The organism is Pseudomonas sp. NPDC088429, assembly GCF_044753305.1.
Taxonomy (GTDB): Bacteria; Pseudomonadota; Gammaproteobacteria; order Pseudomonadales; family Pseudomonadaceae; genus Aquipseudomonas; species Aquipseudomonas rustica.
The window spans coordinates 16,104-31,432 of the sequence record NZ_JBIVMX010000012.1 but is presented as its reverse complement, the minus strand read 5'-3'; the positions used below and the strand labels follow the sequence as shown (position 1 = coordinate 31,432).

Annotated in this window: 12 protein-coding genes; 3 read left to right on the top strand and 9 right to left on the bottom strand. The window is 60.1% G+C overall.

All coding sequences use genetic code 11. The annotated features are described in order from the left end of the window. Positions 1 to 115: 115 nt before the first annotated feature. On the bottom strand, positions 116 to 1,555 hold the full coding sequence (hydA, locus tag ACIP66_RS09340; RefSeq protein ID WP_212551543.1) for a dihydropyrimidinase: 1,440 nt from the start codon (positions 1,553 to 1,555) through the stop codon (positions 116 to 118). Positions 1,556 to 2,179: 624 nt separating this feature from the next. Between hydA and ACIP66_RS09335 the strand changes: the two genes are divergently transcribed. The 3 genes from ACIP66_RS09335 (at position 2,180) to ACIP66_RS09325 (ending at position 6,092) form a co-directional block, all read left to right on the top strand. After that, positions 2,180 to 3,664, top strand: a complete 1,485-nt coding sequence (locus ACIP66_RS09335; RefSeq protein ID WP_400647349.1) for an NCS1 family nucleobase:cation symporter-1 — start codon at positions 2,180 to 2,182, stop codon at positions 3,662 to 3,664. 135 nt (positions 3,665 to 3,799) lie between these two features. Further along, positions 3,800 to 5,083, top strand: coding sequence for a Zn-dependent hydrolase (locus ACIP66_RS09330; RefSeq protein WP_159814674.1), 1,284 nt, complete (start codon positions 3,800 to 3,802; stop codon positions 5,081 to 5,083). Between the two features lie 94 nt (positions 5,084 to 5,177). Continuing rightward, the gene (locus ACIP66_RS09325; protein WP_400647346.1) at positions 5,178 to 6,092 is read left to right on the top strand and encodes a DHH family protein; all 915 of its coding nucleotides are present in this window, start codon (positions 5,178 to 5,180) and stop codon (positions 6,090 to 6,092) included. Between the two features lie 98 nt (positions 6,093 to 6,190). Here the strand turns inward: ACIP66_RS09325 and ACIP66_RS09320 are convergent, their stop codons facing one another. The 8 genes from ACIP66_RS09320 to ACIP66_RS09285 all read right to left on the bottom strand — a co-directional run bounded on the left by ACIP66_RS09320 (position 6,191) and on the right by ACIP66_RS09285 (position 15,121). Further along, positions 6,191 to 6,388, bottom strand: coding sequence for a hypothetical protein (locus ACIP66_RS09320; protein WP_159814672.1), 198 nt, complete (start codon positions 6,386 to 6,388; stop codon positions 6,191 to 6,193). A 190-nt stretch (positions 6,389 to 6,578) separates the two neighbouring features. Next, positions 6,579 to 7,967 (bottom strand): amidohydrolase family protein, encoded by a 1,389-nt coding sequence (locus ACIP66_RS09315; protein ID WP_400647343.1) that lies wholly within the window; start codon positions 7,965 to 7,967, stop codon positions 6,579 to 6,581. 13 nt (positions 7,968 to 7,980) lie between these two features. Next, entirely contained in the window at positions 7,981 to 9,348 is a 1,368-nt protein-coding gene (locus ACIP66_RS09310; RefSeq protein ID WP_159814670.1) for a nucleobase:cation symporter-2 family protein, read from the bottom strand. A 379-nt stretch (positions 9,349 to 9,727) separates the two neighbouring features. After that, positions 9,728 to 10,789: a GTP-binding protein gene (locus ACIP66_RS09305; protein ID WP_282358471.1), complete on the bottom strand. Its 1,062-nt coding sequence runs from the start codon at positions 10,787 to 10,789 to the stop codon at positions 9,728 to 9,730. Between the two features lie 131 nt (positions 10,790 to 10,920). Then, positions 10,921 to 11,583 (bottom strand): UbiX family flavin prenyltransferase, encoded by a 663-nt coding sequence (locus ACIP66_RS09300; protein ID WP_400647340.1) that lies wholly within the window; start codon positions 11,581 to 11,583, stop codon positions 10,921 to 10,923. Beyond that, on the bottom strand, positions 11,580 to 12,965 hold the full coding sequence (locus tag ACIP66_RS09295) for a UbiD family decarboxylase (RefSeq protein WP_400647337.1): 1,386 nt from the start codon (positions 12,963 to 12,965) through the stop codon (positions 11,580 to 11,582). The genes ACIP66_RS09300 and ACIP66_RS09295 overlap by 4 nt, the downstream gene beginning before the upstream one ends. A 316-nt stretch (positions 12,966 to 13,281) precedes the next feature. After that, on the bottom strand, positions 13,282 to 14,187 hold the full coding sequence (locus ACIP66_RS09290) for an amidohydrolase family protein (protein ID WP_008081961.1): 906 nt from the start codon (positions 14,185 to 14,187) through the stop codon (positions 13,282 to 13,284). Positions 14,188 to 14,191: 4 nt separating this feature from the next. Next, the gene (locus ACIP66_RS09285; protein ID WP_400647334.1) at positions 14,192 to 15,121 is read right to left on the bottom strand and encodes an amidohydrolase family protein; all 930 of its coding nucleotides are present in this window, start codon (positions 15,119 to 15,121) and stop codon (positions 14,192 to 14,194) included. Positions 15,122 to 15,329 lie beyond the last annotated feature (208 nt).

Here is a 15,329-nt window from a genome sequence, read left to right as displayed (position 1 = left end):
TTGATCTTGTTTTTTAAGATCAAGATCAAAAGATCGCAGCCTTCGGCAGCTCCTACAGGGGAATGCATTTCAAATGTGGGAGCGGGCTTGCTCGCGAAGGCCGAAGGCCTCGATGTCAGCGTTTCACAGCAACTGGCTTATGTTGCTCAGCCCGCTTACTCAGCAAATCAAACACCGCCGGATACGCCGGCCGTTCGATGTACCGCCCGGCGCCGCGCTCGGCGCGCAGGTCGCCATCGGCCCAGACCAAACGACCCTGGCTGACGGTATGGCTCGGCACGCCGCGCACGGTCTTGCCTTCGAAGATGTTGAAGTCCACCTGCTGATGGTGAGTCTTGGCGGAAATGGTGCGCGTGCCTTGCGGATCCCACAGCACCAGGTCGGCATCGGCACCGACGCGAATCGCACCTTTACGCGGATAGAGATTGAAGATTTTCGCAGTATTGGTTGAGGTGAGCGCAACGAAATCCTGCATCGACAAACGACCGGAATTAACGCCCTCATCCCAAAGCACCGCCATGCGATCTTCGATACCCGCCGTGCCATTGGGGATCTTGCTGAAGTCGTCACGCCCGGCAGCTTTTTGCTCCGCGCAGAAGCAGCAATGATCCGTCGCAGTGGTGTGCAGATTACCGTTCTGCAGCCCGTGCCACAGCGCCTCTTGATGACCGCGCGGACGGAACGGCGGGCTCATCACGTAACCCGCAGCAGTCTGCCAGTCCGGGTGTTGGTAGACGCTGTCGTCGAGCAGCAAATGCCCGGCCAGTACTTCGCCGTAAACCGGCTGGCCCTTGCTGCGCGCATAGGTGATTTCGTCGAGGGCTTCCTTGGTCGAGACGTGCACCAGATACAACGGCGTGCCAATGGTTTCAGCGATACGAATCGCCCGGCTCGCCGCTTCCCCTTCAACCTGCGAAGGCCGCGACAGCGGATGCGCTTCCGGCCCGGTGATGCCTTGGGCCATCAACTTGCGTTGCAGGTGATAGACCAGTTCGCCGTTTTCCGCGTGCACGGTTGGTACCGCACCGAGCTCCAGACAACGCTCGAAACTCGCCACCAGCGTGTCGTCGGCAGCCATGATCGCGTTCTTGTAGGCCATGAAATGCTTGAAGCTGTTGATGCCGTGATGGCTGACCAGTTCGGCCATCTCTTCGCGCACCTGCTCGCTCCACCAAGTGATCGCGACGTGGAAGCCATAGTCGGACGCGGACTTTTCCGCCCAGCCGCGCCACTGATGAAACGCTTCCATCAATGATTGCTGCGGATTGGGAATGACGAAGTCGATGATCGACGTGGTGCCACCGGCCAGACCGGCCGCCGTGCCGCTGTAGAAATCCTCGCTGGCCACGGTGCCCATAAACGGCAGTTGCATGTGCGTGTGCGGATCGATGCCGCCGGGCATCAGGTATTGGCCGCTGCCGTCGAGCACTTCGGCGCCGGCGGGAACATCAAGGTTTTCACCGATGGCTTTGATCACGCCGTCGGCGCAATAGACGTCGGCGCGATAACTTTCATCATGGGTAACAACGGTGGCGCCACGGATCAACAGAGACATTCCGAGTTCCTCGCAGGCATGACCGACTTGTGCCGGTTCTAAATGTTTTATTGATGTACAGCAGTGCAGGGTGTATTCCTGTCAGCGCTGTCAGGAATAGAAACTAGTCGTGAATTTGCAATAGAGCAAGAATATTTTTTATAAGCTTATGTCTGTTTTAACTATATGAAAAATAACGATAAAAAGTACAAATCACCAAAATGGTGAGGCGGCTCACCATTTTGACGCACTTGACAGGATGGAAATATGAGCAAGATTTCCTATGTGAAATCAGCCGCTTGAAGTTGAGCTGCGGTTGCACGTTCTCAATGAAAATAAATGCAGTGCACCAGTTTGAGTCCTGTCTGTTCGGACAACTTGCCAAGTGTTTAGCCTGAGCACCCAGACAGGTTTCCGCGAACTCATCAGGTGAATAATTAAAACTGATAAATATCAGAAAGTTGCAATACGTTTGAAGCACGGCCCTAGCGCCAAGCGGTTCACCCGGCACGTTTATTGATGCCGCCGCTGACACCATGGCCGGTGCACGAAAGTTGTCAGTTCCTCCGGCCATCGTCCGGCTCGCGCCTTGTGTGCAAGCCGCCTGATGAGCAAAAAAATAATCAGAAGAACAGTGGAGCGGCCATGCAACAGAACAGATCGCAAGTGACCGAACGCGACGGCTTGTTCGAACTCGAAGCCGGCAGCGACGTCCTCGACAGTCCCCGTTACAACCACGATATGGCACCGACCAAGGTGCGCGAACGAACCTGGAACAAATGGCACATCACCGCGCTGTGGGTCGGCATGTCGATCTGCGTGCCGACCTACACCCTTGGCGGTGTGCTGACGGCGTACTTCGGCTTGAGTGTGGGCGAAGCGCTGCTGGCGATTCTGTTCGCCAATATCATCGTGTTGATTCCGCTGACGCTGAACGCCTTTCCCGGCACCAAATACGGCATTCCGTTTCCCGTGTTACTGCGCTCGTCGTTCGGCATTCTCGGCTCCAACGTGCCCTGTTTGATTCGCGCGCTGGTGGCGTGCGGCTGGTTCGGCATTCAGACGATGTTTGGCGGTTTGGCGATTCACCTGTTTCTTGGCTCGATTTTCGACGGCTGGAAATCCCTTGGCGGAACGGGGGAGGTGATCGGCTTCATGGTGTTCTGGGCGCTGAACCTGTGGGTGGTGATTCGCGGCGCCGAGTCGATCAAGTGGCTGGAAACCTTGTCCGCGCCGTTGCTGGTGGCGGTCGGCATCGGCTTGCTGGTATGGGCGATGCCCAATGTCTCGATGACCGAACTGCTGGCGATCCCGCCGAAGCGTCCGGAAGGCGCCAGCGTGGTGAGTTACTTCGCCGCCGGGCTGACGGCAATGGTGGGTTTCTGGGCGACGTTGTCGTTGAACATTCCGGACTTCAGTCGTTACGCCAAGAGCCAGAAAGATCAAATCCTCGGGCAGATTTTCGGCCTGCCACTGACCATGTTTTTGTTCGCCTCGCTGGGCGTGATCATGACCGCAGCGTCGGTGAAACTGGTCGGCGTGACGGTATCTGATCCGGTGACTTTGATCGGCCATATCCAGAGCCCGGTGTGGGTCGCGGTGGCCATGGCGCTGATCATCATCGCCACGCTGTCGACCAACACCGCCGCGAACATTGTCTCGCCGACCAATGATTTTCAGAACATCGCGCCCAAGGTGATCAACCGCACCAAAGCGGTGTTGCTGACCGGGTTGGTCGGCCTGTTGCTGATGGGACATGAGCTGCTGAAAAAGCTCGGTTTGATCGTTTCCGATGTGAGCCTCGAGACCGTGTATTCCAACTGGTTGCTGGGTTATTCGAGCCTGCTCGGGCCGATTGCCGGGATCATGGTGGTGGACTATTTCCTGATCAAGAAACAGCAACTGGATCTGGCCGGGTTGTACCGCGATGACGTGTATCCGGCGTGGAACCGGGCCGGGTTTCTCGCGTTTGGTGTGCCGGTGGTGCTGACGTTGTTGTCGCTGGGTAGCGACGCGTTCAGCTGGTTTTACAGCTATGGCTGGTTCACCGGCTCGGCGTTGGGCGGGATTATTTATTACGGGTTGTGCGTGATGCGGGCGCAGCCTTCGGTCGTTAAGTCAGCGGTGTAGTTGAGAGTGCCATCGCGAGCAGGCTCACTCCTACATTTTGAAATGCGTTCCTCTGTAGGAGTGAGCCTGCTCGCGATATCGGTCTACCCGACACCACAGCAATATCCATAAGAAAAGCAGCCTGAGGAGATCCCCATGAATGCAGCCGTAGACGTTCTGCAATCAACCCATCAGCACATCAACCGCGATCGCCTCTGGGCCTCGCTCATGGAGCTGGCCAAGCTCGGCGCCACGGTCAAGGGCGGGGTCTGTCGCCTGGCCCTGACCGACCTCGACCGCCAGGCCCGCGACCTGTTCGTGCAATGGTGCAAGGACGCCGGGTGCAGCGTCACGGTCGATGCCGTCGGCAACATTTTTGCCCGCCGCCCGGGGCGCAATCCCGACCTGCCGCCAGTGATGACCGGCAGCCACATCGACACGCAACCCACCGGTGGCAAGTTCGACGGCTGCTTCGGTGTGCTCGCTGGCGTCGAGGTTCTGCGCACACTCAACGACCTCGGCGTGGAAACCGAAGCGCCGCTGGAAGTGGTGGTCTGGACCAACGAAGAAGGCTCACGCTTCGCGCCATGCATGATGGGCTCCGGCGTGTTCGCCGAAAAATTCACCCTCGAAGAAACGCTGGCCAAGGTTGATGCCGAGGGCATCACGGTCGGCGAAGCACTCAATGCGATCGGCTACGCCGGCCCGCGCAAAGTCAGCGGACATAAAGTCGGCGCCTATTTCGAAGCACACATCGAACAAGGCCCGATCCTTGAAGACGAACAGAAAACCATCGGCGTGGTGCTCGGTGCGCTGGGGCAGAAGTGGTTCGACCTCAAACTGCGCGGCGTTGAGGCCCACGCCGGCCCAACACCGATGCACCTGCGCAAAGATGCACTGGTCGGCGCCTCGGTCATCGTCGGCGCCGTCAACCGCGCCGCCCTCGGCCATCAACCGCACGCCTGCGGCACCGTCGGCTGCCTGCAAGCCTATCCCGGCTCGCGCAACGTCATTCCCGGCGAAGTGCGCATGACCCTCGATTTCCGTCATCTGGAACCGGCACGGCTGAATTCGATGATTGCTGAAGTGAAGCAGGTCATCGAAGCGACTTGTGAGGAACATGGCCTGACTTATGAACTGACCCCGACCGCAGACTTCCCGCCGCTGTACTTCGAAAAAGGCTGCGTGGAAGCGGTGCGCGGCGCGGCCAAGGGCTTGGGGTTGTCGCACATGGACATCGTCAGCGGCGCCGGCCACGACGCAATTTTCCTCGCCGAACTTGGGCCTGCCGGAATGATTTTTGTGCCATGCGAAGGCGGGATCAGCCACAACGAAATCGAGAACGCCGCGCCGGATGATCTGGCGGCCGGGTGCGCGGTGTTGTTGCGGGCGATGCTCGCTGCTTCGGCGGCGGTGGCAGCAGGTAAAGCCGCCGCATAAACATCAACAGATCGCAGCCCTGTGTAGGAGCTGCCGCAGGCTGCGATCTTTTCCTGTCACCCGAATGTCATGAAAATGTGCGACGTTGCCGCCCATGAAAATCATCACCTCCGGCGCGTCCTATCTGGACATCGACGCCTACGCCTGCTGCATCGCCTACGCAGAACTGCTCAACCTGCAAGGCATCTCCGCCCGCGCCGTCAGCAGTGCAAAACCCAACGCCAGCGTCTCGAAAACCGTGCTTGCTTGGGGTCGCGCTTTTCAAACGCATGAACCATCGCTGACTGACGAATTCATCTTGGTCGACGTATCCGACTATCACCATTTCGATCCATTGGTCGTGCTCGATCAGGTCGTGGAAGTCATCGACCATCATCCAGGTTACGAAGATTACTGGGCAAAGAAACTCGGTTCAGCCGCCGACATCCGCCCGATCGGCGCTGCGGCAACTCAGGTCTTTCAGCGTTGGCAGATCTCAGACTTGCTAGCAAAAATCAGCGAACAAAGTGCCGCACTGTTGGCCACCGCGATCCTCGACAACACCCTGAACTTCACCAGCCAGATGACCACCGCAGCGGACATCGACGCCTACGCCGAACTCGCGTTTCGGGCGAAACTCGCGACCGACTGGCCCGAGAAATACTTCCTCGAATGCCAGGCCAGTATCGAATCTGACCTTGGCAATGCCTTGGCAGCCGACCTGAAACGGCTGAAACCCGAAAGTAATCTGCCGCAAGTCTTCGCACAAATGACCGTGTGGGATGCCGATGCGTTGCTGAAAAAGCATCGGCCAGCGATCCGCCAATGGATGGCGGAGCAGGGCGATGACTGGATGCTGAATGTCATCAGCATCCGCGACCGGAAAAGTTGCTTGCTGGCAGACCCGGTGTTGAGCCAACGCAAACTCAATCGTCTGCTGACACTGGACTGGCACGCCGGCATGGCCGTCCACGCACACTCAATCCTGCGCAAGGAACTACTCAAACTGGGCCTACACACAAACCTGTAGGAGCCGAGCTTGCTCGCGAAGGCGTCGTGTCAGGCAAATCACATCTGCCTGACACACCGCCTTCGCGAGCAAGCTCAGCTCCTACAAGGGTTACGCGATTAATCCAGGGTGAGGTTTTTTGTTCGGCGATCATTGCCCTGCGGATTGCCAACATCCAGCAACCGCCTCTCCACCAACACATTTTCCAGCGCCTGACGCTCGAACGGCGCCATTTGGTGTTCGCGCTTTTTCAGCTCCAGCAAAATGGGGCTGGACCAGGTGCGATAGGTCTGTTCGATCGTGCGACGCGACGTCATCAGTCTCTCCTTGATCAAGAGCCCAGGGGCTCAGTCCGATGAGGGAGTAACGTTAGACGACAAACCCGGAAGTCGCGAATACGACGACCCCGTGTAGGAGCTGCCGAAGGCTGCGATCTTTTGACTTGGTTTTTTAAAAGACAAGATCAAAAGATCGCAGCCTTCGGCAGCTCCTACACGGGATCGGGGGTCAGTCTTCTACGTTCATCAGTTGCTGCACGCCTTCCCACGCTTCGGCGCGCATGCGTTCGATGTCCAGGCCGGGGATTACGCCGTTGTCGACCACGATCCTGCCGCCGACCAGGCTGTATTTCACCGTGATCGGTTCGCCCGCAACCACTGGCGCGACGGCGCTGTCGTGGAAGCCGTAGAACCGTGGGTGGTCGAGGCTGTAGACGACCAGATCCGCCGCTTGCCCGACTTCCAAAGTGCCAACCGCGCCGAGCCCCAACACCTGTGCGCCACCCGCCGTGCCCCAGTGAATGACGTCTTCAGCGGTGGTCGCCGAGGCGCCTTGTTCGGCGCGGTGGATCAGCCACGCGGTGTTGGCTTCGCCGACCATGCTTCCGGATTCATTCGACGCTACGCCATCCACGCCCAGGGAAATCGGCACACCTGCCTCGTACATCTGCGGCACTGGCGCGACGCCACTGCCCAGCCGCGCATTGCTCACCGGGCAGTGGGATATGCCGGTGCCGGTCTGCGCGAGCATGCGGATTTCGCCCGGTTGCAGGTGTACGGCGTGGGCGAACCAGACGTCGGGGCCGAGCCATTCGTGTTCGGCGACGAATTCCACCGGCAGGCAGTTGTATTTTTCGCGGCAGAAATTCACGTAGTTCTGCGTTTCCGACAAATGTGTGTGCAGGCGCAAACCGAGGCCGCGTGCGGTGTGGGCGAGTTCACGTAACAGGGTTGGCGGCAGCGAGAACGTTGGCGTGGTTGGCGCGACAACCACGCGGCGCATCGCGTCTGGAGTGTCCTGGTGATACAGCGATTTCAGCCGTTCGATGTCGCCGACCATTTGCTCGAGGCTCTCCGGTTGCAGCGCGGTTTTCGAGAAGCCCGGATGTGCGCTCGCCGACTCCAGTGCGCCGCCACGGCACAGCACAAAGCGCAGGCCAAATTCATCGGCCATGTCGAACAGTAAGTCGCCGGTCTCGGTGCTGCCGTGAGCGTGGTAGAGGTAGTGGTGATCGGCGCAGGTGGTGACGCCGGACAGCAGCAATTCGACCATGCCCAGTCGTGCAGCAATCCGTGCCAGTTGCGGGGTAAAGCGGTTCAGGCGCGGGTAGGGCACGCTGGCCAGCCAGCCTTGCAGATCCTGATTCAGCCCTGCGGGCACGGCTTTGAGCAGGTTCTGGAACAGGTGATGGTGGGTGTTGATCCAGCCGGGATAGACCACGCAGTTGCGCGCGTCGATCAGCCGTTCGCCGGGTTGTGGTTCAAGGTTCGCGGCCATTTCGGCGATGCGACCGTTGACCACGCGGATGTCCACGGCCCCGGCCCGCGCGCGAGGGCCGCGCAGGCCGGTCATCACCGCGACCGGGTTTTTGATCAGGATGTTCTGAAGTTGAGTCATGGGCAGCTCCAAACTAAAGGATGTGCGAGGCGGATTTGCTGGCGGTGGTTTCCGGCACGCTGACGCCATTCAGCGCGGCGTTGAGCAGCACCGACACCAGGCAAGCGATAACCACGCTGCTGTGCAGGAACGGCTGCGACCACTCGGGGAGTTGTTTGAATAAGGTGGGGGCGAGCACCGGCACCAGCGCGGCGGCGATGGTGAAACCGACGATCAAGACGTTATAGCGATTGCGCTCGTAATCGACTTTGGCGAGGGTCTGAATGCCCGCCGCCGCGACCACGCCGAACATCGCAATGCCGGCGCCACCAAGGGCGGCGGTCGGCATCGAAGCGATGATCGCGCCGGCCTTCGGCACCAAGGCAATCGAGCACATCAGCAAGCCGCTGACCGCGACCACCCAACGGCTGCGCACGCCGGTGAGGATCACCAGGCCGACGTTTTCCATGAAGGCGATGAAGGGAAACGCGGCGAACATCCCGGCGATGGTGCTGGCCAAGCCATTGGCGCGCAGACCGTTGATGACCTGTTTGTCCTCGACCGGTTTTTCGACAATGTCGCCGATGGCCACGAACAGCCCCATCGACTCGACCATCTGCACGATCATCACCACCACCATGGTCGCGATGGGGATCAGGCTGAAGGTCGGCAGGCCGAAGTAGAACGGGTAGGGCACGGTCAGCCACGGCGCATCTTCGACGCTGTGAAAGCTGCCCATGCCCAGACCGTAGGCCAGACCGGCGCCAACCAGCATCCCGATCAACACCGCCATGTTGCGCAGCATCGGGCTGCCATAGCGGTTGACCAACAGGATGGTCAGCAACACCACCACCGCCACACCAAGGAACGCCGGCGCGCCGAAGTTGCTCGCGTTGCGCCCGCCGCCAACCCATTCATAGGCAATCGGGAACAGCTGCAAACCGATCACGGTGACGATGCAACCGGTGACCACGGGCGGAAAAAACCGCCGTAATCGACCGACGAAGGGCGCCATCAGCATGGTGAAAATCCCCGCGCCGATCACCGCCCCGCAGACCCCGGCGAACCCCACTTCCGGGTTGCTGCCGATGGCGATCACCGGGCCAACGCTGCTGAAAGCCACGCCTTGCAGAATTGGCAGGCGCACGCCGAATTTCCAGAAGCCGACGGTTTGCAGGAGGGTGGCAATGCCGGAACAGAACAGGGTGGTGCTGATCAACACCACCGTGTCGGCGTGGGACATTTTTAGGGCACTGGCGACAATCAACGGCACGGCGATGGCGCCGATGTACGAGACGGCCATGTGTTGCAGGCCGAGGGTGAGCATCTGTCGTACCGGCAAAACGCGGTCGACGGGGTGCACGGTGGATGCGGTTTTTGATGGGGATGTGGCTGACGACATGGGGAAACACCTCTGGCTGTTTTTATGCGGTAGAGAGGGGTATTCGTCTGATGCCTGCTGCAGATCCCCTGTAGGAGTGAGCCTTTGTGGCGAGGGGATTTATCCCCGATCGGCTGCGCAGCAGTCGCAAATCCAGCGAATGCGGTTTGTCTGTTAAACCGCGAGTTCAGGTTTTGGGGGCGCTTCGCACCCCATCGGGGATAAATCCCCTCGCCACAAATTAACTGCCTCCCCGCAGGTAAGTTGCCTCAGCAAAAGAAAATTGCCTCAGCACAGAACCTCAACACAGGGATCACTCCACAGATTTCAGTGCCATTGGGCATCAGTCATTCGTACACATGTGCCCGAAGCCGCCATCCACCGGCTCCGATGCCTTGTTTCAGCCTGCCAAGCAGGCGGCGAAGCCCTGGTTCAGGGCCGCGCGATCCAGGTCGCGGCCGATGAACACGATCTTGCTTGAGCGGGGCTCCGTGCCCCACGCGGTCGAGGCGCGGAATTCCACCAGGCTGTGCACGCCTTGCAGCACGTAGCGCTGGTCTTCATTGGCCACGGCGAGCACACCTTTCATGCGATAGAGGTTGTCGGCCTGGGAGGAGCGCAGCTCGCTGATCCAGCGGTGGAACGCCATCAGGTTGACCGCGCCGTCCACAGCGATGCCCACCGATGACACGCTTGGGTCGTGTTGGTGATCCTGCTCTTCAATAGAGTGCTCAGCGTGATGCTCATGGTCGTGGTGATCGTGATCGTGCTGATCCGCGCCGATTTCCATGAGCTTCTGCGTGCATTCAAACGCGCCGATGCCGAGGATCTTCGTCAGGTCGATTTGCGCGTGGGTCGAGGTCACCAGATCTGCCGTGGCATTCAAGCCACGGATCTTGCCGCGCAGGGTTTCAACCTCTTCAGCGCTGACCAGATCGACCTTGTTGATGACAATCCGGTCGGCGCAGACAATCTGATCCACCGCCTGATTGTCGACGCCATCGAGTTGCAGATCCTCCAGATGCTGGGCGATGTGCTTGGCGTCGACCATGGTCACGATGGCGTCGAGTTCGACTTCATCGGCGATCGGGTCATTGATGAAAAAGCTCTGCGCCACCGGGTACGGATCGGCCAGGCCGCTGGTTTCGATGAGGATGTGATCGAGGCGAACCGGGCGCGCGACCAGTTCGCGGACGATGCGCACCAAGTCCTCGCGAACCTCGGCGGTGCAGCACACGCAGCCGTTGACCATCTCGTAGATTTCTTCGGTCTCGGAACTGAGGACGAGGTCGCCGTCGATACCGACTTCACCGAATTCGTTTTCGATCACGGCGATTTTGCGACCGTGGTTTTCTTTGAGGATGTAGTTGAGCAGGGTGGTTTTACCGGCACCGAGGAAACCGGTGAGGATGGTCACGGGGATTTTGGTGTTGCGGGTTGGGGCGTTGAATGGGGTGTTCATGGTGAGGCTCCTTTGATTGACCGGTGCACACTGAATTCGGGGTGATTAAATTTTTGATGTTTAACCCTTGTGGCGAGGGGATTTATCCCCGATGGGCTGCGAAGCGGCCCCAAAACTGCAAATGAGGTGTGTCAGGTTGAATGCGGTTGCTGACTAAACGACTGCTGCGCAGCCGGTCGGGGATAAATCCCCTCACCACAGGTATTTGTGTCAGGTGATGGATCTGATTGAGGTTCTTGCCAGCGGCTGGCGACGCCGGCATCGAGGCCGAACAGGTCGAGCACGCGGCCGAGGCTGTGGTCGACCATTTGTGCGAGGTTTTCCGGGCGGGCGTAGAACGCCGGTACCGGCGGGGCGATGATTCCGCCCATCTCGGTGACGGCGGTCATGTTGCGCAGGTGGGCGAGGGTCAGCGGGGTTTCGCGGGCCATCAACACCAGCGTGCGGCGCTCCTTGAGCGTGACGTCGGCAGCACGGCCGATCAGCCCCGATGAGGTGCCAGTGGCAATCTCCGCCAGCGTCCTCATCGAGCACGGCGCCACCACCATGCCGAGGCAGCGAAACGATCCGCTGGCAATCCCGGCGGCGACGTCATCGGCGCGGTGATAATGACTGGCCAGCGCAGTGACGTCGGCGAGTTTGTAATCGGTCTCGTGAGCCATGGTCAGCAGCGCCGCGCGACTGATGATCAGGTGGCTTTCGATGTCCAGCTCGGCGAGCAATTGCAGCAAGCGCACGCCGTAGATGAAGCCGGACGCGCCGCTGATGCCGACCACCAGCCGTTGCCGGTTCACGATTCCAGTCCTTTGAGCAAAACCCGCGCGCGTTCGAGTACATCCTGATCGAGTTGCGCCTTGATCCCGTCAAACCCGGAACCGCGAGTCGCATCCAGGCCCATCCGCGAAGTGGTGCCGTTGACCGACGACGAAGGATCGAGCGGACTGCCCGGCAAGCCATCGATGGTGAAAATATCCAGATGCGGCTGAAAGTGTGTGGCCAGTGCCCACAGCACCTGGCTGTCATCGCTGATGTCGATATCGCTGTCTACCGCGATCACGGTTTTCAGGTACGGATCCCAGCCGAGCAACGCCAGCATGATCTGCCGCGCCTCGCCGTCGCGGCTCTGATCCAGCGCGACGTAGCAGTGAAAATGCGTGCCGGAATTCGGGTAATGCACAGCGGTGACAGCGGGGAAACGTGCCTTGAGTTTTTCGCTCATCTCCGCTTCGCGCGGCAGGCGGGCGAGGGTCAAATGCTCGGCGTAGCGGCCACCCATCACATCGACCAACCAGGCGTCCTTGCGCTTTAACAGGGTGTCGACGCGCAGCACATTGTTGGTCGAGCGATCCGAGGAATAACCGCTGAATTCACCGAACGGGCCTTCCTCGGCATAGGCCGCCGGGTCAATCGCGCCTTCCAGAACAAACTCGGCATACGCCGGTACACCGATGCCGTAGCGCGGGGTTTTCACTAACTCCAGCGGCGCACCAAACAGCCCGCCAGCGACGGCGCGTTCATCGGCGCCATAGGGCAAGCGCGCAGCGGCGGCGAGCATGAACAGTGGGTGCGCGCCAACCACCATGGCCACACGCAATTCTTCGCCACGTTCGCGCGCGGTCTGCAGCATCCGCCACAGGTGGCCGCGTGAATGCAGGCTTGTGGCGAGGGCCTGGCGGGCGTGGCGCATCGAGCGGTGATAGCTCATGTTGGCGATGCCGGTCAGCGGGTCTTCGGCGATGATGATCGCGTTGGTGATGTACGGGCCGCGATCGCTGTCGAAATGCTTGAGCATCGGCAGCAGCGCCAGATCCAGCGCTTCGCCTTCGAAGACTTCATCGAGGATCGGGCCGCTCTCCACATAACGCGGGGCGATGGCTTGGTTGGCGCGGGTTTGAAAGGTTTCGTGCAGTTGCGTCGGGGTGACGCCGAACAGCCGAGCGATGCGGGTTCGGGAGGCGAACAGATTAGTCGCCACCGGCACGCCGAGGTGGCCGACGTTTTCGCAGATCAGCAGCGGATCGCGGCCTTGGGCGGCGAGGGCATCGACCAGGGCGGTGACGTCCTGATCGGCAGAAATCGGTTGAGTGACGGTCAGCACATCGTCCGGGTACTCACGGCGATAGGCGTCGATGAACACGTGAAAGTCCTGAGAATCGCCGAGCGTCGAACGGGTCATGGTGTCACCTCGTAAAAAGCAGGCACGCAGGGGTGAGAGGGCGTTCGCGCGGCCAGCCGTTGGCCTGCCGGTCGAACGAACGCCGGGTCATCTTCGTGCCTGTAAAGTCGCTGTGTGCTCTGTGCACAGATCCCTTGTGGCGAGGGCCTTTGTGGCGAGGGGATTCATCCCCGTTGGGCTGCGAAGCGGCCCCAAATCCCGCAATTGCGCTGTGTCAGGAAAACCTCATTCACAGGTTTTGCGACTGCTGCGCAGCCGAGCGGGGATAAATCCCCTCGCCACAGGGTTTCCTTGTTACCCCAAGGATTTGCGTTATCTAGAGATACGTCGTGGTCAGGCGTATGTCGGCCTCGGCCAGATCCTTCGGCGGTGGCGTCGGTTCGATCCCGCACAACCTTGCGATGTTGTTGCCCAGGTAGTCTTCGAGATGATCCTCATCAATCCCCAGGCCCTGCGGTGCCGGCGAGCACAACACCTCCAGTTCCCGCAGCCACATCCCCGGCTCATTCGGCGGCGAGTCCGTGCCAAACACGATCTTGTTGCGCGGCAGTTCCTTGGCGAATTCGACGATCCGCGACTGGAAGCACCAGCCCGATTCGCAGTACACGTTCGGCGTGTCCATCGCCATCCAGAACGCTTCGAACGAGTAGTTGCCGCCGGTCTGGATACCGAAGTGACCGATGATGAAATTGACCATCGGGAACTCGCGAATGATCGGGTAGAACATCGTCGGGATCGTGTACGGGCCGTCGCCGGTGTGGATCAGCACGACGATGTTGTACTTGGCGCAGACCTTCATCGCCGGACGTAGCCAGTCGAGTGCGCGATCCGGGCGATAGCCGTGCATGTTGGCGTGCAGTTTGAGCATCTTGAAGCCGTATTCCTTGATGTGGAATTCCAGCTCCGCCGCACCGTTTTCCGGTCCCCAGCGCGGGTTGAAGTTGAAGTTGCCGATGAAGCGATCCGGGTACTTCATGCACAGTTCGGCGATGTACGACATGTAGTCGCGCACGCCTTCGCGGCCCCGGCGGTTGCCGTCGCGATAACCGGTGTTGCCCGGTGGCGGCTGGATGAAACCCATGTCGATGCGGCGTGGTTTGCCGTTGATCATGTACGGGCCGTCCATAAGCTTGAGCATGCGCTCGCCGGTGAACGGTTCGCCGGTGTGGCGCCAGGCCTCGTCGACCAGGTTGGTGGGGTGCAGATGGGTGTCGATAATCATCGGTTCAGCTCCTGGCCAGTTGAGTGGGGACGGGGCGCTTGAGTTGCGCCTCTGCTTCGGAAACGGAACGGGGTGGCGGGGTCGGTTCGAGGCCGATCATCCGCGCGGTGTTGTTGCCCAAGTAGTCTTCGAGGGTGTCCTCGTCGAGGTTCAGACCCTGCGGCGGCTCGTGGCAGAGCACTTCGAGCAGGCGCAGCCACATGCCCGGTTCGTTCGGTGGCGTGTCGGTGCCGAAGAGGATCTTGTGCGTCGGCAAGACCTTGGCGAATTCGACGATCCGCGATTGCAGGCACCAGCCGGATTCGCAGTAGACGTTGGGCAATTCCATCGCCCATTGCATCGGTTCGAACACGTAGACGCCACCGGTCTGCACGCCGAAGTGGGCCATGATGAAATTGACGTTGGGGAATTCCTTGATCATCGGCACCCATTCCGACGGGATGCTGTAAGGCCCGTCGCCGGTGTGCAACTTGACCGGAATGCCCAGCTCGGCGCACTTCTCGAAGCATGGGCGCACCCAGTCGAGCGCACGGTCAGGACGGTAGGCGTGCATGTTGGCTTGCATCTGCACCATGCCGAAACCGTGTTCCTTGACGTAGCGCTCTATCGCCTCGACGCCGTTTTCCACGCCGCAGCGCGGGTTGTAGACGAAGCAGCCGATGAAACGATCCGGGTAGGTCTGCACCATTTTCAGGGTGTAGGCCATGTAGGCGTCGATGGATTCGCGGCCGGTCAGGTCGCCGTCGGTCCAGGTGTAAATCGTGTTGCCTTGCGGCGGCTGGATGAAGGCTTTGTCAATGCGGCGAGGCTTGCCGTTGACCATGTACGGGCCATCCATCATCTCCAGCAGACGCTCGCCGGTGAACGGGTCACCGTCATGCCTCCAGGCGAGGTCCACCAGATCGGTGGGATAGCAGCTGATATCGATGATCATTGCAGTCGATCTCCTGATAGCGGGGAAGGGAGCCTTGCGGCTCTCGGCATCCACGTCCCGGGCAATCGGCCGTTTCTATGCGCAAGACTCGCGCATTCCCTCGCCTGTTCGCATCCGGCCCGGGTGGGTGGCTGCTGAGGGCGAGTATTGGAAAGGGGGGAGGGGTTCGTACAATATTAATTGGGCGGGGTGGTGATATGCGTTCGAT